Raw genomic sequence first — 19800 nt, forward strand, 5'->3', positions numbered from 1 at the left:
TCAGGATTCCGTAGTGTCGTTGAAGGAGGCGAGCGGGCCGAGCGGTGCGCGCGCGCCGAGCAGCACGGCGGCCATGCGGTCCTTGTGAAACGCGCGGTCGCCCCATGCGGCGTCCAGCGCCCACGCGCGCTTGGCGTACATTTGCAGGTCCACCTCCCACGTGTAGCCCATCGCGCCATGCACCTGAATGCCCTTGCGCGCGGCGACCCACGCCGCGTCCGCACATGCGAGCTTCGCGTGCGAGGCGAGCAGCGCGCGCTGTGCGCTGCCGTGCGCGAGCGCATAGGCCGCCTGATACAGCACCGGCCGCGCGAACTCGATTTTGGTGACCACGTCGGCGAGGTGATGCTTGACGGCCTGGAACGAGCCGATCGGCCTGCCGAACTGCTTGCGCTGCGCCACATAGTCGACGGAGATGTCGACCATGCGCTGCGCGAGGCCGACGAGTTGCCCGGCGACATTGACCGTGCCGCGGTCGAGCGCTTCGTCCCACAACGCCTTGCCCGCCTGCGCGTTCGCCACGCACGTCGCCTTCGTGGGTTCCCAGCGCACCTGCGCGAGCCTTCTCGATCCGTCGATGCTTGCCTGCGCAACCACTTCGACGGCATCACGCGTCACCGCGTGCAATTCCACACCGTCCGCGACGGGATGCGCGAGCAGCAGCAGGTCGGCGAGCCCCGCGTCGGCCACCCAGGGATTCACGGGATGGCCCACGGCAATGCGGCAACTCCCGTCGGCAATGCGCGGCAGCCACGTGGCGCGCACGGCGTTGTCCGCAGGCAGCCCCGCGAGCAGCCCTGCGCCCACGTAAGCGGCGTCGGCCAGCGAATCGGGAATGGCGTAGTAGCCGAGCTCCTGCGTCATCAGCGCCCAGTCGATGTCGCCAAGACCCAGGCCGCCTTCCGCCTCCGGCACCGAGAGGGCGGTGAGGCCCTGGGCCGCCATCATCTTGCGCAGTTCCGGCGAGCGTCCGCCGTCGGTTTCCCAGATATCGCGCAGCGTGTCGGGCGCGACCTCGCTCATGAGGAACCGGCTCACCGAGTCGCGAAACGCGATCTGTTCATTCGTAAAAGTGAAGTCCATCGGATAGTCTCCGGTCAGCTCTTGGGCAAACCGAGCAAGCGCTCCGCGATGATGTTGCGCTGAATCTCGTTCGTCCCCGCGTAAATCGGCCCGGCTTGCGCGAAGAGGAAGCCGTCGAGCCATCCCCCTTCCGCGTATGCGCATTCCGGCAGCAGTTCGGCGCGCGCGCCGAGAATGCGCATGGCCGTTTCATGCATGTCGAGATCGAGCTCCGACCAGAAAATCTTGTTCGTGCTCGACTCGGCGCCAATCGTTGCACCCTGTAGCAAGCGTCCGGCCGTGTGATAAGCCGACAGGCGGTACGCCTGCGCGCCCATCCACGCCCGCAACACCGCTTCGCAAATCGACGGGTCGCGGTCCGCCGCGGCCTGGTTCGCGAGGTAAAGCTCGACGAGCTTTTGCGCCGTGCGTTGATAGCGCGCGGGTGAACGCAGCAGCAACCCGCGCTCGAAGCCCGCCGTCGCCATCGCGACGTGCCAGCCCTGCCCTTCCGCGCCGATGCGGTTCTGCGCCGAGACCCGCACGTCGTCGAAGAAAATCTCCGCGAACGACTCCTTGCCGTTGAGCGCCTTGATCGGGCGGATCGTGATACCGGGCGAGTCGAGCGGCACGAGCAGATACGTGAGGCCGTGATAACGCTGCGAACCCGGCTCGCTGCGAAAGAGCCCGAACAGCCAGTCCGCGAAAATCGCACGCGAGGACCACGTTTTCTGGCCGTTGATCACGTAGTCGTCGCCGTCGCGCACCGCCATGCTGCGGATCGCGGCCATGTCCGACCCCGCGCCGGGCTCCGACCAGCCCTGCGCCCACATATCGTCGCAGCGCGCCATGCGCGGCAGAAAGCGGGCCTTCTGCTCGTCGGTGCCGAACTCCATCAGGGTCGGGCCGAGCAGCAGGATGCCGTTCTGGTTCACGCGCATCGGCGCGTCCACCGCCCAGTATTCTTCCTCGAAGATCAACCACTCGATCAAGTCGCTGCCGCGTCCGCCAAGCTCCGTGGGCCAGGTGACGCTGCTCCAGCCCGCGTCCGCCAGCACGCGCTCCCACACGCGATGCTCTTCGAACCCTTCCCGCGTGTCATAACTCTTGAAACGCTCTTTCGGCACGTGTTCGTGCAGCCATTGCCGGACCTCCTTGCGGAAGGCCAGTTGCGCCGGCGTGTCGTTCATATCCATCCGCACCCTCGCTCTAGAATTTCGCCTGCCGCTTCTCGACGAACGCATGCCGCGTTTCCGCCGAGTCCGTGTTCATATAGGCCTGCAATGTGAAGCCCTGCTCCCACCGGTACTTGTCTTCGAGATTGCCGTCCTCGATACCGCTCAATGCCTCTTTCGCAATGCGAATCATCGCGGGACTCTTCGCGGCGATCTGCCGGGCGATGTCGAGCGCCGTCTCGCGCAGCTTCTCGCGCGGCACCACGCGCTCGATCGCACGCAGCGCGAACGCTTCGCTCGCGCTCACCATCGACCCCGTGAAGAACAGATAGCGGGTCTTCTGCACACCGAACATGCGTTGCAGGTGCGCCGCACCGCCCATCGCGCCCCGATCCACTTCGGGCAAGCCAAACGAAGCGTCCTCCGCCGCGATCACGATATCGGCCGCGCCGCAGATGCCGATGCCGCCACCCAGCACGAAGCCATGAACCGCCGCGATCACCGGCACGCGATTACGGTGCACGGCCTTGAAAGTCGCGTAGTTGCCCGCGTTGACCTCCACGATCAGTTCGGGATGCGCGGCGAGCTCCTTGATGTCCACGCCCGCGCAAAAGCCCCGTCCCTCGCCGCGGATCACGATCACGCGCACCTCGGGCCGCTGGCCCAGCGCCTCGATTTCCTCTGCCAGCTCGCGCCAGCCCGCCGAGTTCAGCGCGTTGACGGGCGGACAATCGAGCACGACCTCCGCCACCCCGCTCTCGTGCACGTACGTCGAAAACTGTTCTTCCATGTCGTTGGTCTTCCTATGCTTGTACGTTTTGTCCCGCTCATGCCGCTTGTGTGGAAGCGGCATTCAGGCCGCCGCAGAGCGTATCGAGCCGCGCGGCCGCTTCGCCCGCCATGCCCTCGATCACCTCGCGGCAACTCTTCAACTCGCCGATCAGCGCCGCGATCTGGCCCGCCGACATCACGCCCTCGGCGGGTCGCCCCTCCACCATCGCGCGTTGCAGCAGCATGGGCGCGTTGGCGGCCATCACCGTTTGCGCGACGCTGCCCGCGTCGCCGCGCAAGCCCTGCCAGAGCACCCGCGCCGCTTGCGCGGCCGTCATGCCGGTTTGCGCGCGCCATGCGCGAGCGCTGCCGAGTGCGATCAAAAGGCGCCGCAACGGCGAAGCGCCTTCGAGCATCGCGAGGTATTCGTTGTCGATCATGCGTTGCGGCATGCCGTCCACGGCGTGCGACACGCGAATGCGTTCGGCGTCCTTGACCGCCAGATAGCGTTCGAGCGTCGCGCGCGGCACGCCGCTGTCGGTTGTCATGAGAAAGCGCGTGCCCATGGCGATGCCGCTCGCGCCATACGCGAGGGCCGCGAGCAGGCCGCGCCCGTCATAGAAGCCGCCCGCCGCCACCACGGGCACGTCCACCGCATCGACCACCTGTGGCAGCAGCACCGTGCTCGGCACCGCGCCCGTGTGGCCGCCGCCCTCGCCGCCTTGCACCGTGATCGCGTTCGCGCCAAGGTCGATCGCCTTGAGCGCGTGCTTGAGCGCGCCCACGGTCGGCATGCAGACAATGCCCGCGTCGCGCAGCCGGCCGATCGTCTTTTTGTCCGGCCCGCGCCCGTAACTCACGGCGCGCACCTTGTGCCGGATCGCGAGATCGAGCAGTTGCTGCGCGTTCGGCTGGAACATGTGGAAGTTCAGGCCGAACGGCTTGTCGCCGGTAAGCGATTTCACCCGCAGGATTTCTGCTTCAATGCGATCCGCCGGAATCGTTGCGCCCGCAAGGAACCCGAAGCCGCCCGCATTGCAGGTGGCCGCGACCAGTTCGGCGCCCGCCACCCAGCCCATGGCCGTCTGCACGATCGGATAGCGGCAGCCGAGCAGTTCCGTGAGCGGCGTGTGGAAGAGCGTTTGCGCCCCGTTCATGCCGCCGCTCCCGGCACCACGGCCGATTCGCTGCGATTGGCCGACGCCATCGAACGCGCGTCGTGCCCGCCCAGGTGCCCTTCGCCGCAAAGCTGGCCGTGGGCGTGCGCGTAGTGGTGGTAGCCAAAAGCCATGTCCATCGTCGCGCGCAGGCCTTGCAGGTCCTCCGCGCCGTTGACGACCTGCTTGGTCAACGCGAGCCCCATGCGCGGCTGCGCGGCGAGGCGCGCGGCAATGCGGCCCGTTTCCTCTTCCAGGCGCTCGCGCGGCACGACGCGATTGACCATGCCCATGTCGTACGCCCGCGCGGCCGGCATGCGCTCGCCGAGCATCAGCAGTTCCTTGGCGAGTCGCGGCGTGAGTTCATGAGCGTGGGCGAAATACTCCACGCCCGGAATGCCCATGCGCACCACGGGGTCCTGGAAAAACGCGTCGTCGGAAGCCACGATCAGGTCGCAGATCCAGGCCAGCATCAATCCGCCCGCAATGCAGCCGCCCTGCACCATGGCGACCGTCGGCTTCGGAATCGCGCGCCAGCGCCGGCACATGCCCAGATACACCTCCTGCTCGCGCGCATAGTGGAATTCGGCGCCGGGCTTGTTGGTGTGATCCCACCACAGATGCACGCGATCGAACTCCCGGTTCACGTCGCGCCCAGGCGTGCCGATGTCATGGCCCGCGCTGAAGTGCTTACCGGTGCCGCACAAAACGATGGCGCGCACAGCGTCGTCGTCCACGGCCCGGCGAAACGCCGCGTCGAGCGCATAGGTCATCTGCGAGTTCTGCGCATTGTTGAACTGCGGCCGGTTCATCGTCACGTAAGCGACGCCCTCGCGGACCTCATACAGAACGGGGCTATCGGTTTCGTACGAAGCGTGATCGGGGCGCTCGACGAACGTGTTGGCGGATTGCTGATCGGCTTGCATGCGAATCTCGTATGAACGTGGTGTAGCGGCGGGCGCTTACGCACCCAGTGCGGCGGCGCGCAGGTTGCGCGGGTCCAGGTGGGCGAGCGCCTCCAGCTCCTGCGCGCTCGGCGCCGGGGTTTCGGCAACGTCGTCGGGCACGTGAACAGGAAAGCCCGTGGCATCCTGCACGTCCTTTACACTCACGCCCGGATGCAGCGCGCGCAGGCGCAACTGCCGGTTGGGCCCGCCGAAATCCATCACGCAGAGATTGGTAATCACGCTGCGGATATCGATGTCGTCGAAGCTGTAGCCGCGCGGCAGGCGCTGCGGGTTGTAGCCGATCGAAGCCACCATATCCACCTCGCCTTCCACAAACACCTTGCGGCTGTGCTGCGGCACGAAGAACGAGTTGGCGTGACTGATCGAATTGCCGGGAAAGCCACGCACGCCAAGCATCTGCACCTTGGGCTGGCGATAGTCGCCGCCCACCATCGAAATGTTGGCTTGACCGTAGCGGTCGATCTGCGTCGGCCCGACCATCGCGTGGCGCTTGCCGCCCCACACGTTCTCGAAAATTCGCGAAAAGCCCATCCACGTTTCGCGCTTGACGGCCTGCGCCGCGCGCGGTCCGACCGGCACCGGCTCGCTCACGAGCCAGGCTTCCGAGTCGGTCATCATCAGGTCGCGGTTCAGCGTCGACATGCACAGCGAGGCGGCCAGGCGCGGCACGATGCCGATGCCCGTGGCCAGCACTTCGCCGTCGGTTTGCCAGGCCCGCGCGGCCGCGCAGATGATGCGATCGACCAGCGTTGTTTCGTTCATCTCATCACCTCGTTCAGAAAACCGGCAACGGCAGGGCGCGCACTGCATCGGCGCCGCCCACGCTCGCCAGATAGGCTTCTTCGCCGGGCGCGACGTAGCGCGCGTAATACTGCTGCCAGCCTTCCGGGTCTTTCGCGCTTGCGGCATACGCCTTGAAATGCGCGACGTCGAAGCCGTAGAGCGGCGCACAGGAGGACGGATGGGCGCCGCATGGCGCATGCACCACGCCGGTCGTCTCGGAGCGCTCCCAGTGCACGTGGCGCGCCTCTTCCTCGCTTTCGAAGTACGAGCTCTCGACGAGTTCGTCGCAACTGACGTAGGTCTGGCTGGCAGCGCGCGCGAACAGGTGGTCCATGTACAGGTCCGGGCCCTTGATCTGGCACACGCCGCGCGCGTCCGCACGATCGGCGTGCAGCAGGGCGACGTCGAGCGGCAGCGCGGGCATCGCCACCCAGTCGCGCCCGTCGTAGGGCGAGCCGATCACGGCGATTTCCGGGTTATGGCGCAGCACGTCGGTGCCAAGACCGATCGAAGTCGGAATGAACGGAATGCGCATGCCCGCCGCCTTCAGGCCGAGCATCAGCATGCCCTCGTCGATTTCCATCACGTCGAGCTTGCCGCTCTGGCGCGCCATGCGGAAATACGGTTCGAGCGGAATGAAGTCGAGCGACACGAACGCGAACACGAGCTTGCGCACCTTGCCCGCGGCGCACAGCATGCCGACATCGGCGCCGCCATACGCCACCACGGTCAGATCCTTCACCGGCGAGCGCAGCAGTTCGCGCACGAGCGCCATCGGCTTGCGCCGGGGCCCCCAGCCGCCAATGCCGATCGTCATGCCGTCGCGCAGTTGCGAGACCACGTCGCCCGCCTGCATCAGTTTGTTCGCCATGCCTTACCCCTTGCGTCCAACCGTGAAATCGTGGCCCCACAGGCTCACGGCCGTGAATTCGTGGGCGATGTGCTGCTTCCAGTCCACCACCGCGCCGCCATAGCCGTACTCGATGTCGAAGCCCGAGGGCGACTTCATGTAGAACGAAATCATGCGGTCGTTGGTGTGCTGGCCGAGCGTCGCCGATAGCGGTGCGCCATGCGCCGCCATGCGGTCGAGCGCGCGGCCGACTTCCGGCATCGACTCCACTTCGAGCATGATGTGCACGCAACCGCTTTCCACCGGAAAGCCCGCGAAAGCGACGCTGTGGTGACGGCCGTTGGCGCAGTGCAGGAAGTGGATCGGCAACGTCGGGCCGTCCGCGCCCGCCGGCTGGAAGTTGAAAATGTCGGAAAGCCCGAAGCCCATGACATCGCGAAAGAACGCGACGGTGGCGTCGAAATTGGTGGCCGGCAGCACCGCGTGACCCATGCCGATCTCGCCGGTCACGAAGCGCGCGACCCCAACGGGCGACGCGAAGTGACGGAAGTCGGACTTGAAGCCCCAGACGATTTCGTGACGGTTGCCCGAGGGATCGTCGAAGGCCACCAGTTGCTGCACGCAGCGTTCGGCGCACAGCGCGGCGTCGCCGCGCGTGAATGTCACGTGCGCGGCTTCGAGCGCCGCAACGGCGGCGGCGAATGCTTCGGCGTTGCGCACTTCCCAGCCCGAAGCGGTGTACGCGTCGCGCTGGCCGGAAACGACCGCGATGCGAAACTGCCGCTCGTCGATCTTCACGCGCAGGCTGCCCGAGGGCGAGCGTTCCGTCATGGCGCCCAGCACGTGCTGCGCGTAGTCGCTCCACTTCGCCATGTCGGTGGTTTCGGCCACCACGTAGGCAAGACCGCTAATTTCCATCATCTCCCGAGACCTCTCAGATTCGTAGCAGCGTGAATTCATTATTCCCGCCCGCACCGGGGCGGGTCATCGTCCGTTGAGACTAACGAAAACCACCGTCCGGCAAGCCTCGCGGCGGTTTTTGCGCAGTGCGTCAACCCAATGCGTCAGCGCAGTACGTCATGCCACGCAGGCGGGCGCCGCCGGGTAGTCGCTGTAGCCCGCCGAACCCGCCGTGTAGAGGGTCTTGCGATCGAACTTCGCGAGCGGCAAACCCTCGCGCAGGCGGCGCACGAGATCGGGGTTGGCGATGAAGTCGCGCGCGAACGAAACGGCGCTGGCCGCGCCCTCGTCGATCAGGCGCGTACCCTCTTGCGCGCCGATGCTGTCGTTGAGGATCAGCGCCTCGCCAAAGTGCTTGCGTGCGAGCGCAAACGCGTCGATGGCGGCATCGGGCGAGCGCATCACATGCAGCCAGCCGATTCCCAGCGACGCGGCCTTTTCCATCAACGCGACATGCGTTTGTGCGGAGTCCTGATCGGACGTGTCGTTATAGGTGTTGCCCGGATTGATCCGCAGACCCACGCGCTCGGCGCCCATGCCTTCGGCCATGCCGCTCAAACACTCCACGGCGAAACGAATGCGGTTCGCAAGCGATCCGCCGTATTCGTCGCGCCGCAGGTTGGTGCCCGTGCACATGAACTGCATCGGCAGATAGCCGCTCGTGCCGTGCAGCTCCACGCCGTCGAAACCGGCCTCGCGCGCGCGAATGGCTACGAGCCGGTGTTCGTTGACGATGCGGCGCACCGCGTCGGTGTCGAGTTCGATCGGCTCGTCGTAGGGCTGCATGCCCGCGCGATCGGTGAACACCTGCCCCGCCGCGCGCAGTGGCGAGGGCGCCACGGTCTGCACGCCCGGCGGCTTGACGAAGGCGCTGCCGATGCGCCCGGCGTGCATGATCTGCAAGACGATCTTGCCGCCGCGCGCGTGCACGGCGTCGACCACGCGGCTCCAGCCCGCGATATGCGCCAGCGTCTGAAGGCCCGGTTGACGGCAGTACGCCTGGCCATTCGCCACCGGCCAGGTGCCCTCTGCGACGATCAGGCCCGCGTCGGCGCGCGCGGCGTAGTAGTCCGCCATGATCACGGTGGGTACGCCATCGGGGTCCGCGCGATTGCGCGTCATGGGCGCCATCACGATGCGGTTGGCAAGATCGAGCGCGCCAAGGCGCACGGGTTCGAAAAGACTCTCGTGCATGGCGGCCTCAGCGAACACGGATGCGCGGCGCGGGCGTGCCGCGTCGCATGGTGGCGAGAAACTGCTCGAGCGGCGCGGGCGCGGCAACTTCGGGCAAGCTGTCCTTGTCGGGCCGCTCGGCCCAGAACTCGCGCCACGAGGGAAACAGCTCGTGAAACGTGCCCTTGTACGGTTCGCGGCCCGGCCAGCGCATCTTCATGTCGCCGATGGGCGGCTTGTTCAGGTCGCTCGCATACCAGTAGCACGGCAGACGGCGCCTGAAGTACCAGCGGCCGTCGATGCGCTCGTAATCGTCCCAGTAGAGCATCTGCATGATGACCCACTCGGGGCCGCACTCGTGCTCGTTCTTCGAATACACCACGCCGGTGGCATGGTCGCGGTCGACGAACTCGATGATGTGCTGCCCCAGGTGGTGCGACGTGCCGGTGAACTGCTCGCGCAAGGTATCGGTCTGCCACGCCTTGAAATGCGCGCGGCCCACGCGGTCCTTGCCCACGCGCACATCGGGCGCGAACAGGTTCACGTGGGCGTCGAGATCGCGCATGTCGAGCGACAGCGAATACTTGCCCGCCAGTTGGCGAATCTCCTCGATCGATTCGAGGCGATCGAGCCTCGCCTCCAGTGTTTCGGTGCTCATGCCCGCTCCCCTCAGTCGAGCGCGGTGCCGAGCACGGCCGTACGGCCGCCGTCCACGGGCAGCGCCGCGCCCGTCACATACGAGGCCTCGTCGCTCGCGAGAAAGAGAATCGCGCTCGCGAGCTCGTCGGGGCGGCCGACGCGGCGCATCGGGATGAGCGACTCTGTCTTGCTGCGCGCCGTGGCGTCGGAGAGCATCGCGGCCGTGCCCGGCGTTTCCACCACGGCCGGAATCACGACGTTCACGCGAATGCCGTGCGCCGCGCCCTCGGCCGCCGCCGCGCGCGAGAAGTTGATGACGGCCGCCTTCGCCGCCGAATAGCCCGCCATGTGCGAGGTGCCGAGCAGACCGCAGATCGACGAGAGATTGATGATCGAGCCGCCGCGCTCCTTCATGAGCTTCATCGCCGCGCGCGTGCCCCAGAAGGTGCCGTCCACCGACGTGGCGAAGTTGGCGTGCCAGTCACCGGTCGACGTATCCTCGATCAAGCCCCATGTATAGGCCATGGCGTTGTTGACGAGAATGTCGAGCGCGCCGTGGCGCTCGATGGTGCTCGCAATCGCCGCTTCGAACGCGGCTTCGTTGCTCACGTCGGCCTGCACGGCCTCGGCGCGGCCGCCGTTGGCGGTGATGCGCGCCACCACTTCCGCGAGCGGACCTTCGCGCCGGCCGCAGATCACGACCGTTGCGCCCTCCTGCGCGAAACGCTCCGCCGTAGCGGCGCCGATGCCGGTGCCGCCGCCCGTGACGAGCGCGACCTTGCCTTCAAGACGTCCTGTCATTCCATTCTCCTAAATAAACGCCATGCCGCCGTTCACGGCCACGTTTTGCCCTGTGATGAAGGCGCTGTCGTCGCTTGCCAGGAAGAGCGCCACGCGGGCCACTTCATCCGGCTTGCCCATGCGTCCGAGCGGCACCGACTTGACGATGGCCTCGCTCCATTCCTCGGGGATGCCTTGCATCATCGGGGTGTTGGTCGGACCCGGCACGACGGTGTTGACGCGAATGCCCGTGGGTGCGAGTTCGCGCGCGATGCTGCGCGTGAGGCCCATGACACCGGCTTTCGACGCGCAGTAATGCGCCGGACCTTCGCCATTGAGCGCCGACGTGCTCGACACATTGACGATGGCGCCGCGATTGCCCACGGCCTGCATGCTGCGCGCCGCCTCGCGGCACAGATAGAACGCACCCGTGAGATTGACGCCGATGACCTTGGCCCAGTTTTCGTCGGGCGTTTGCGCGAGCGTGTCGACTGCGCCCACACCTGCGTTGTTGACGACGATGTCTACGCGGCCATGGCGCTCCACCGTTTCGGCGAACAGCGCCTGCACCGCCGCGCTGCTGCTCACGTCCACCTTGCGTGCCGCGCATTGCTGTGCTTCCGGCGCGGTGGAAATGGTGGTTTGCGCCGCCTCCAGATCGAGGTCGATGGCGACCACGGTCGCGCCTTCCTCGGCGAAAAGACGTGCGATAGAACGGCCGATGCCCTGGCCCGCACCCGTTACGAGTGCAACTTTGCCTGCGAGTCTCATCCGCATTGCTCCTTTGTTGCTTTGTTGCTTTGTTGATATGGGGATTGGGGCCCGGTTGGTGCGCTTGGGCCCTTGCTCACAGGCTACGGTTGGGAGTGCGGGGCGCCATCGTCCGATGGGACTAAGGGCTTGTTGTGGGTTTTTTTGGTGCTGCTTTTGTTTTTGGTTGGATTGGGGGTTTCGCGTTTCCTTGCTTTCGTGTCGGTCTGCCTGGGTTGCCCCTGTGCGGGGCGGCACCTACTTTTCTTTGCAGCGGCAAAGAAAAGTAGGCAAAAGAAAGCCGCTCACACCGCCAATGCCCGCCACCGTTCACCCCGCACCGCATCAGGTAGTGGCTCCGGAGCGTCCGTCACCCCGCACCTTCGAACGTAGTGACAAGGCAGTCATACTTCCCGCTGCTCGCTTCGCGCGCCGCGGAAAGGTCTGCAAGGGAAACCCGCCTTGCATACGCGAGGTTTGTGGTTTGTGTTATGCCCTTCGGGGCGCGTAGCGCCGCCGGAAGGATGAGCCCTTTGTCACTACGTTCAAGGGTGCGGGGTGACGGACGCTCCGGAGCCACTATCTGGGGTGGCGCGAGGTGAACGGTGGCAGGCATTAGCGGTGTGAGCGGCTTTCTTTTGCCTACTTTTCTTTGCCGCTGCAAAGAAAAGTAGGTGCCGCCCCGCACAGGGGCAACGCTGGCAGACCGACACGAAAACAAGGAAACGCCAACACCCCAAAACCAATGGCGGTTTCAAGGAGCAAGTGCAACACTTCATTCAGGATGTGTTGCATGGGACAAAAATACGAACACCTGGCTGCCGAGGAACGCGGCGCGATCTTCGCCATGAAGCTGGAGAACCGAAGTACGCGGGAGATCGCTCGTGCGTTACGGCGCTCGCCAGGCACGATCAGCCGTGAACCCAGACGTAACGGCTGGAAGCCGGATCATGAGCGCGGCCCAATGAGCCGTGCCGCCAGGCTGCGACGCAAGCCGCGCTGCGAGCGCAAGCTGCACCCAGGCGGAACATTGTGGCCCGAGGTGCGTCGATACCTGGAGATGTGCTTCTCACCTGAGCAGGTGGCCGCGCAACGCAAACGTGTCCATCCCGGGGAACCCGCCTTGAACGTCTCGCACAAAACGATTTACCAGGCCATTTATGCCGCGCCACGAGGTGCATTGCGGCGTGAACTGGTCAGCCTGCTCAGGCAGGGGCGCGGTGCACGCCGGCCCCGCACGCGCGGGCAGGACCGGCGCGGTCAGCTCGTGGACATGGTGAGCATCCATGTCCGTCCACCCGAGGCCAACGACCGGCTGATCCCGGGGCACTGGGAGGGGGATCTGATCAAGGGAGCGGGCAACCGTTCGGCGGTGGGTACGCTGATCGATCGCAGCACCCTGTTCCTGATGCTGGTGAAGATCGACGGTGCGACGGCTGAGGCCGCCCTGCAAGCCTACAGTGCGGCGTTCGCGCCATTGCCGGAGGAACTGCGCAAGACGCTGACGTACGATCAGGGCAAGGAGATGGCACTGCACAGGAAGCTCGCCGAGGCCACGGGCATCCGCATCGACTTCTGTGATCCGCACAGCCCGTGGCAGCGGGGCATCTGCGAGAATACCAACGGTCTGCTTCGCCAGTACATGCCTAAGGGCGCAGACCTTTCCGTGCTCTCCCAGCGCCAGCTTGATGCGATTGCGATGGAAATGAACATGCGTCCACGCAAGACACTCGGATGGCGCACACCGGCAGAAGCTTTTATTGAGAACTGCAAAAAGCAGGGTATTGAAATTGACCCCGCTGTTGCACTTGCTCCTTGAAACCGCCAGGCAAAAAAGCCAACCCCAAAAAAAAGAAAATCAACCCACCCCACCAAGCCGCTCAATAACAATCTTCACAAGCTCCCTCTTAAGCACCTTATTAGAAGCATTAAGCGGAAACCCATCAAAAACGAGCACATACCGCGGCACCTTGTAATTCGCCATCCGCTCCCTTGACCACGCCACAAGCGCCGCCTGATCAACCGAGCATTCCGGCCGCAGAATTACACACGCGCACCCCACTTCCCCGAGCCGCTCATCAGGCACGCCCACCACGGCGACCTGCGCGATCGCCTCATGCGCCGCGAGCGCCTTCTCGATCTCCGCCGGATAGCAGTTAAACCCGCCGACGATGAACATATCCTTCAAGCGATCCGTAATACGCAAGTAACCGCGCTCATCGATCACCCCCACATCGCCGGTATGCAGCCATCCTTGCGCGTCGATCGCCTCGCTCGTAGCCGCCTCGTCGCCAAAATAGCCCTTCATGATGTGATAACCGCGCAGCAGCACCTCACCAGGCTCACCAGCCGCAACCGTCTTGCCATCGGCATCCGCACAACGCACCTCGGTCCCCGGCAGCGCCTTGCCGCAAGTCAGCGCGATCACCTCGGCGCTGTCCGCCGGGTCGCACAACGTGGCGCAACCGCCGCATTCGGTCAGCCCGTAAGCCGTAGTCACGATGCGAAAGCCCAACTCCTCACGCATGCGCGTAATGAGCACCGGCGGCACCACAGCCGCGCCCGTGCACGACGCGTTCAGCGATCCGATGTCGAACTCGCGCAGGCGCGGGTGCGCAAGCATCGAGAGGAACAGCGTGGGCGGTCCCGGCAGGAACGTGATGCGGTCCGCCTCGATGCGTTGCAGCACCGACTCCGCGTCGAATACCTGGTGCGGATACACCGTCGCGCCGCGCAGGAACGCGGCGACCCAGCCCGCCTTGTAGCCGAACGAATGGAAAAACGGATTGATGATGAGGTAGCGGTCGCCTTCGCCAAGACCAACCACGCGAGACCACTCGTTGAACGCACGGATCATCGCGCCGTGCGCCGCCATGACGCCCTTGGGCGCGCCCGTGGTGCCCGAGGTGAACATGATGTCCGCCACGCTGTCGGCCGTGAGGCCGCGCTCGCGCTCGTGCACGCAATCGGGGCTCACCGCGTCGGCGAGGCCAAGGAACGTGCGCCATTCGAGATCGCGCGCATCGACTGCCGCGCCGCGCAGCACCACGATATGCGCAAGCGACGCGGGCCGCCGCTCATCGAGCAGCGACGGATAGTACTGCCCCAGAAAGTCGCCGATGCAAAACAGCACGCGTGCGCCGCTGCGCTCGATGATGTCGGCGGCCTCCGCGCCTTTCATACGCGTATTCACAGGCACGAGCACCGCGCCCGCCGCATGGATGCCGCACGCGGCAACGATCCACTCATGCAGGTTCGGGGCCCAGATGGCCACGCGTTCGCCCGCCTGCACGCCAAGCGCGATCAGCGCGCGCGCCACGCGCTCCATCTGCTGCGCGAGCGCCGCATAGTCGACGTGCGTGTCGCCATCGACAATGGCCGCGCGCGCCGCGTGCGAGCGCGCCGCCTGCCTGACGACCTGGGGCAGCGTGTGGGCGGCTTCGCAAGAATTGAGACTCATCGATTTCACTCCGGATACTTGATACGCACGTGCGCGCTAGTCGGCACGGCCTGGCAACTCAGCGTCCAGCCGCGCTTCAAATCGCCGCTGTCGAGCGCTTCGTTGCGGCGAAGATGGACCGAGCCTTCGATCACCTGGCACATGCACGAGGCGCACATGCCTTCCTGACACGAGAACGGCGCATTGAGGCCCGCGCGCACGGCGGCTTCGAGCAGCGTTTCGTCGCCGCTGGCTTCAATGCGATGGATCGCGCCGTCCAGCGCAATCTCCAGTTGTACTGACAAACCCGATGACGCCGATTCCACGGAACCGGCGTTCCCGGCTTCGTCCGGCGCGGATTCCGCCGGCAACGACACAAACCGCTCCACATGCACGCGTTCTTTCGCGAAGCCGAGCGCATCCAGCGCCGCCGCGGCCGAATCCATGAACGGCCCCGGCCCGCAGATAAACGCTTGCGCCGCGCGCCACTCGCACGCGAGTTCGCCGAGTTGCGCGAGGCTCGGCACGCCCCGCTCGCTGTCGAGCCAGTGCACCACTTCAAAGCGCTGCGGATACTGCGCGGCAAGCGCATCGAGTTCGCGGCCGAAGATCACCGAATGCTCGTCGCGGTTCGCGTAGACGAGCCGCACGCGGCCCGCGCCAAGCGCGAGCGCCGAGCGCAGAATCGAGTAGACCGGCGTGATGCCGCTGCCGCCCGCGAACAGCAGAAAGTCCCCGTCCAGCGAGCCCGGCGTGAAAACGCCGGAAGGCGCCAGCACGTCCAGCGTGTCGCCGGGTCTCACGTGGTCGCACACCCAGTTCGAGCCCGCGCCGCCCGCCACGCGCTTGATCGTCACGCGCGGCGCGGCGTCGAGCGTCGGCGCGCTCGACATCGAATAACAGCGCGGCAGCCGTTCGGCGCCGACCGGCAGGCGCAGCGTCAGAAACTGCCCCGGCCGGTAGCGAAAGGTCTCGCGCAACGGCTCGGGCACCTCGAACACGATCGAGCGCGCGTCGGCCGTCTCGTCGAGCACAGCGGCCACGCGCAGCGCGTGATAACGCGGTTGCAGCTTGCTCATAACCCCATGCCCAGTATTGCGTTGTCGGCCTGCATTTGAGCGCCGCTGATCTGGCGCGATTCGTCGGCGGCGAGAAAGAGCACGATGTTCGCGATGTCCTCGGGCGGGCACGCGCGGCCGCCGCGATTGCGGTCCTTGTCGAACAGCAGATACTTCGGATCGACGCCAGGGGCGCTCGCCTGCATCATCGGCGTGTAGATGCCGTCCGGATGCACCGAGTTCACGCGTATGGCGTAGCCGTTCTTGCGGCAATGCAGTGCGCTCGAACGCGTGAGCGATGCGACCGCCGCCTTCGAAGCGCCGTAGGCCGCATAGCCGTCGATGGGCAGCCACGACGAAACTGACGCGATATTGACGATCGAGCCACCGTGCTCCTTCATCGCGGCGATGCCGTATCGGCAGCCCAGAAAGCACGACCCCGCGTTCACGTGCAGCACTTGCTGCCACTGCTCGAACGATGCCTGCTCGATGGTCCCCTGCTTGAGGATGCCCGCGTTGTTGACGAGCACGTCGAGCGCGCCGAAGCGCTCATGCGCGGCCGCGATCGCGCGCGCCCAGTCGTCCTCTTTCGTCACGTCGTGCGCGACAAAAAACGCGGCTTCGCCGATGCGCCGCGCCATAGCTTCGCCCGCCTGCGCGTCGATATCGGTGAGCACCACGCGCGCGCCTTCGCGCGCAAATGCGAGCGCAATCGCGCTGCCCAGCCCGCTTGCCGCGCCGGTGACGAGCGCGACTTTACCTTGCAGACGTGCCATTCATTTGCTCCATCGATTCGAAGGCCGCCGCGCGCCCCGCGCGGCGGCCGGAAAACACGCAATCCGCGAGCGACGTGCCGCTCATGTAGCGCGAAGAAGGAATGCCGATGGCGGTACGCCCCGCCGCGAACAAGCCGGGAATGTCCTCGCCTTGCGCGTCGAGCACGTGCCCGTCGGCTTCGTTGATCTTGAGGCCGCCCGTCGTGATCGTGGCGAGCGGGAACATCGGCGCGCCGATCGAAAGATCGATCGCGTAGAACGGCGCCTTGTCGAGCACGGCGCGCATCTCGGGCAGTTTGCCGAGCGCGTCCGTGCATTCACCGCGCGCCGCGGCGTTATAGCTGAGCACGGTGGCGAGCAGCGTCTGCGGGTCCGCGCCGATGCGCGCCGCCAGCTTGTCGATCGAGCGGGCGCGCTTCGCCCCGAACAGCATCATCGCGAGCGCGGGCAACGCCTGAAAGGCCCACAGGCGTCCGCTCAGGCATTGCAGGATCGCCTGCCTGCGCAGCCGTGCATCGAGCACGATCCATGCGCGCCCGCCCTGATGCTCGACCATCTCGTAGCCGAGCGTCGCGCCATAGACCTCTTCATTGCAAAAGCGCTCGCCGCGCGTGTTGACGACCATGGCGCGCGGCCACGCGTACGGCGGCGTGATGAAGCGCCAGGCCGAAACGTTCGACAGATGCGCCGCCTGCGCGCCCGATGCGAGACCGAGACGAATGCCGCTGCCGTCGCAGCCCGCGTGACCGTTCTTCCAGCCGCGCGCGTAACGCGGCGCGTGCTCCTTGATCATCTGCCGGTTGAAGACGAAGCCGCCAGCCGCGAGGATGATCGCGCGTTCCGCGCGAATGAAACGCGGCGCGGCTTCGGCGCGTTCGATCTGCGCGGCCTGAATGCGCCATTGCTCGGCCTTCGCGGCGCGGTAATTGCGCCAGCGGTTCGCGAGGCGATTGAACTTCGCGTGGCGCGTCGCCGTCTCGCCGCCCTGCGGCACCTGCCACACTTCCACGCCCAGCACGCGGCCCGTGCCGCGCTCGCGCACGAGCCGCTGCACGGTGGCCTGCAACACCGGCTGCGCACCCGCGCGCAGCGTCGAATCGCGCAACGCCGAGTAGAGCGTCGCGCCCGACTGCCCGCGCGCCACCGTGCGATGGCCGCGCGGCGCGGGCGCGTGCGCGCCGCGATACGTCTTCACCATCTCGTTGCCCGAGTAGTAGAGATACACGCCGTCGGGCGGATAAGAGGTCTTGTGCTCGGGCATCGTCGCGTCGAAGCGTGCGCCTTGCGCTTCGAGCCAGGCGAGATTCGCGGCGCTGTCGCGGCAAAAACGCATGAGCGTCTCGTCGCTCACCACGCCGTTGACCTCACGCCGCAAATACTCGTACATCGCTTCGGGCGTATCGCGAAAGCCGGCTTTCTGCTGATACGGCGTGCCACCGCCCGCGTACACCACGCCGCCCGAGAGCGCGCTCGCGCCGCCGCCCTCGAAGCGATCGATCACGATCACCGAAGCGCCCTGCGAGCGCGCCTCGATCGCCGCGCACGCCCCCGCCGCGCCCCAGCCCACGACCACCACGTCCGCGGTCTCGCTCCACGCGATCTGCGAAGCGTCATCGACGAGAAGCTCCGCTTCGATCGGCGTGACCGTGCTGGGCTTTTCGCGTCTGGCTTCGCGCGTTGCTTCGGTCATTGCACCGCCTCCAGCAAGTCGGTGCGCTCCAGCGCGATCGGCTTGCCCGCCATGGCGGCCACCGCGCGAAAGCCGAACGTCATCGCCGGTCCGAGCGTCGAGCCCGCGCCGGGATACGACGGCCCCATGACCGAAGCGGAGTTGTTGCCGATGCAGTAAAGCCCTTGAATGGCGGCGCCGTTCGCATCGAGCACGCGCGCATCGCGATCGGTGAGCAGGCCGCCCTTCGTGCCGATCTCGCCCGGATACAGCTTCAGCGCATAGAACGGTCCGCGCGCGATGGGGGCGAGATTCGGATTCGGATGCACGCTCACGTCGCCGTAATAGCGGTCGAACACATTGCCGCCACGGTCGAACTCCAGGTCCTTGCCCGTGCGCGCGAATTCGCCCATGCGCACGGCGCTCGCGACGAGCCCCCTGGGATCGACGCCGATCTGCGCGGCCAGCCCTTCGAGCGTCTCGTCCTTCCAGTAGACGACGTTGAGCCAGCTCTTGCGCAGGCGCGAATCGGGGACCGCTTCGCCCGGCGCCAGCGGACCGATGGGGTACTTGCGGCGAAAGTCGGCGTCGAACACGATCCACGCGGGCACGGCCGCGCCGCTGCGCGCGTGGTCCGCATAGATGGCCTGCTGGAACTCGGGATACGGGCACGACTCGTTCACGAAGCGCTCGCCGCGCGCGTTCACCACCATGCAGCCCGGCAGCGAGCGCTCGACGAAGATGCCGCGAAAGCGGTCCTCCTTCGGCACCTGCATCGTGGGCACGCCCCACGTGTGCGACATGAGATGCAACTCGCCGCCCGCGTCGGCGCCCGCAAGAATCGCGTCGCCGGTGTTGCAGCCAGGCGGCGTGGCGGTCCAGCCCGCTTCCGTGGGCTGCGGCAGATACGCCTCGCGCATGGCCTGATTGCGCTCGAATCCGCCCGCCGCCAGCACCACGCCCTTGCGCGCGGCAACCGTGCAGGCCTCGCCGTGGCGCAGCACGACCGCGCCGCTCACGCGGCCGCTTTCGCGCACGAGCGATTGCAGCGGCGCATCGACCCACACCGTTACGTTGCGCCTGCGCAGCGCCGCCCACAGGCCGCCGAGCAGCGCCTGGCCGCCCGTGAGGCGACGATCGCGCGTGGTCTTGCGCCGCCACGGATAATCGATCGCATAGCGCAGCATGATCCACGTGATCAGCAGCTTCGCCTTGCGTTCGCGCGCGAGAATCGAGCGCGCCTCGAATGCGTTGATCGTCATGCGGCCCATGATGAGCTGGCCCGGATTGGTCGGGCGCAGCATGTCCAGGCCTTCTACGCCCAGGCGCGCGGCGTTGAAGTCGACCGGGTCCATGGTGCGGCCGCCCGGCAGCGCGCCCGCCATCCCGGGGTAATAGTCCGCGTACTTCGGCATGCTGCGATAGCGCACGCCGATGCTTTGCAGATACGCCGCCATGTGGCGCGCCGTTTCGACATAGGCGAGCACGCGATCGTCGCTTGCGAGCCCCTTCGCGCAGGCCTTCACATAGCGGAAGGCCGATTCGATGCTGTCGCGCAGGCCCACGCGCGGCATGTCGTGGTTATCGGGTATCCAGATGCCGCCGCCCGACGTCGCGGAGGTGCCGCCCACCAGCCCGGTTTTCTCGACCATCAGCACCGAGAGCCCCTCGTCTGCCGCCCGTATCGCCGTGAGCATCGCCCCGGCTCCCGACCCCACGACGATCACGTCGAATTCGTGCTCCACCTTTGCTCCTCTGTCTCGTTGTGTCTTGTTCTGTCCGGCCGGGCG

Annotated in this window: 18 protein-coding genes; 1 reads left to right on the forward strand and 17 read right to left on the reverse strand. The window is 66.4% G+C overall.

Going from position 1 to position 19800, the window contains the following annotated elements; genetic code table 11:
* The 12 genes from C7401_RS25365 to C7401_RS25420 all read right to left on the reverse strand — a co-directional run bounded on the left by C7401_RS25365 (position 1) and on the right by C7401_RS25420 (position 11089).
* Entirely contained in the window at positions 1 to 1083 is a 1083-nt protein-coding gene (locus tag C7401_RS25365; RefSeq protein ID WP_112174173.1) for an acyl-CoA dehydrogenase family protein, read from the reverse strand.
* A gap of 14 nt (positions 1084 to 1097) precedes the next feature.
* The gene (locus C7401_RS25370) at positions 1098 to 2258 is read right to left on the reverse strand and encodes an acyl-CoA dehydrogenase family protein (protein ID WP_112174174.1); all 1161 of its coding nucleotides are present in this window, start codon (positions 2256 to 2258) and stop codon (positions 1098 to 1100) included.
* Between the two features lie 13 nt (positions 2259 to 2271).
* On the reverse strand, positions 2272 to 3027 hold the full coding sequence (locus tag C7401_RS25375) for an enoyl-CoA hydratase family protein (RefSeq protein WP_112174175.1): 756 nt from the start codon (positions 3025 to 3027) through the stop codon (positions 2272 to 2274).
* A gap of 37 nt (positions 3028 to 3064) precedes the next feature.
* Complete coding sequence (locus C7401_RS25380) at positions 3065 to 4165, reverse strand: NAD(P)H-dependent flavin oxidoreductase (RefSeq protein WP_112174176.1); 1101 nt, start codon at positions 4163 to 4165, stop codon at positions 3065 to 3067.
* Entirely contained in the window at positions 4162 to 5091 is a 930-nt protein-coding gene (locus tag C7401_RS25385) for an enoyl-CoA hydratase (protein ID WP_112174177.1), read from the reverse strand. The genes C7401_RS25380 and C7401_RS25385 overlap by 4 nt, the downstream gene beginning before the upstream one ends.
* 36 nt (positions 5092 to 5127) lie before the next feature.
* Positions 5128 to 5895 carry a CoA-transferase subunit beta gene (locus C7401_RS25390; protein WP_112174178.1) on the reverse strand — a complete coding sequence of 256 codons (768 nt, stop codon included), beginning with the start codon at positions 5893 to 5895 and terminating at the stop codon, positions 5128 to 5130.
* A 13-nt stretch (positions 5896 to 5908) separates the two neighbouring features.
* Positions 5909 to 6787: a CoA transferase subunit A gene (locus C7401_RS25395; RefSeq protein ID WP_112174179.1), complete on the reverse strand. Its 879-nt coding sequence runs from the start codon at positions 6785 to 6787 to the stop codon at positions 5909 to 5911.
* 3 nt (positions 6788 to 6790) lie between these two features.
* Entirely contained in the window at positions 6791 to 7687 is an 897-nt protein-coding gene (locus C7401_RS25400; RefSeq protein ID WP_112174180.1) for a VOC family protein, read from the reverse strand.
* A gap of 156 nt (positions 7688 to 7843) precedes the next feature.
* Positions 7844 to 8920 carry an alkene reductase gene (locus tag C7401_RS25405; protein ID WP_112174181.1) on the reverse strand — a complete coding sequence of 359 codons (1077 nt, stop codon included), beginning with the start codon at positions 8918 to 8920 and terminating at the stop codon, positions 7844 to 7846.
* Positions 8921 to 8927: 7 nt separating this feature from the next.
* On the reverse strand, positions 8928 to 9557 hold the full coding sequence (locus tag C7401_RS25410) for a nuclear transport factor 2 family protein (RefSeq protein WP_112174182.1): 630 nt from the start codon (positions 9555 to 9557) through the stop codon (positions 8928 to 8930).
* 11 nt (positions 9558 to 9568) lie between these two features.
* Complete coding sequence (locus tag C7401_RS25415) at positions 9569 to 10339, reverse strand: SDR family NAD(P)-dependent oxidoreductase (RefSeq protein ID WP_112174183.1); 771 nt, start codon at positions 10337 to 10339, stop codon at positions 9569 to 9571.
* A gap of 9 nt (positions 10340 to 10348) precedes the next feature.
* A complete protein-coding gene (locus tag C7401_RS25420; protein WP_112174184.1) occupies positions 10349 to 11089 on the reverse strand; it encodes an SDR family NAD(P)-dependent oxidoreductase in 741 nt (246 codons plus the stop codon).
* Between the two features lie 772 nt (positions 11090 to 11861).
* Here C7401_RS25420 and C7401_RS25425 point away from each other — a divergent pair.
* Positions 11862 to 12887, forward strand: coding sequence for an IS30 family transposase (locus C7401_RS25425; protein WP_112174185.1), 1026 nt, complete (start codon positions 11862 to 11864; stop codon positions 12885 to 12887).
* A 39-nt stretch (positions 12888 to 12926) separates the two neighbouring features.
* Here C7401_RS25425 and C7401_RS25430 read toward each other — a convergent pair whose 3' ends face one another.
* From C7401_RS25430 to C7401_RS25450, 5 genes are read right to left on the reverse strand one after another with little or no spacing between them, the layout of a single operon-like run.
* The gene (locus tag C7401_RS25430; protein ID WP_112174186.1) at positions 12927 to 14528 is read right to left on the reverse strand and encodes a FadD3 family acyl-CoA ligase; all 1602 of its coding nucleotides are present in this window, start codon (positions 14526 to 14528) and stop codon (positions 12927 to 12929) included.
* A 5-nt stretch (positions 14529 to 14533) separates the two neighbouring features.
* Complete coding sequence (locus C7401_RS25435; RefSeq protein WP_112174187.1) at positions 14534 to 15586, reverse strand: ferredoxin--NADP reductase; 1053 nt, start codon at positions 15584 to 15586, stop codon at positions 14534 to 14536.
* Complete coding sequence (locus tag C7401_RS25440) at positions 15583 to 16341, reverse strand: SDR family oxidoreductase (RefSeq protein WP_112174188.1); 759 nt, start codon at positions 16339 to 16341, stop codon at positions 15583 to 15585. The genes C7401_RS25435 and C7401_RS25440 overlap by 4 nt, the downstream gene beginning before the upstream one ends.
* Entirely contained in the window at positions 16322 to 18031 is a 1710-nt protein-coding gene (locus C7401_RS25445; RefSeq protein WP_112174189.1) for an FAD-binding protein, read from the reverse strand. Before C7401_RS25445 ends, C7401_RS25440 begins: the two co-directional genes overlap by 20 nt.
* Entirely contained in the window at positions 18028 to 19755 is a 1728-nt protein-coding gene (locus tag C7401_RS25450) for an FAD-binding protein (protein WP_112174190.1), read from the reverse strand. Before C7401_RS25450 ends, C7401_RS25445 begins: the two co-directional genes overlap by 4 nt.
* Between the last annotated feature and the right edge of the window lie 45 nt (positions 19756 to 19800).

Source organism: Paraburkholderia unamae, assembly GCF_003268775.1.
Taxonomy (GTDB): Bacteria; Pseudomonadota; Gammaproteobacteria; order Burkholderiales; family Burkholderiaceae; genus Paraburkholderia; species Paraburkholderia unamae.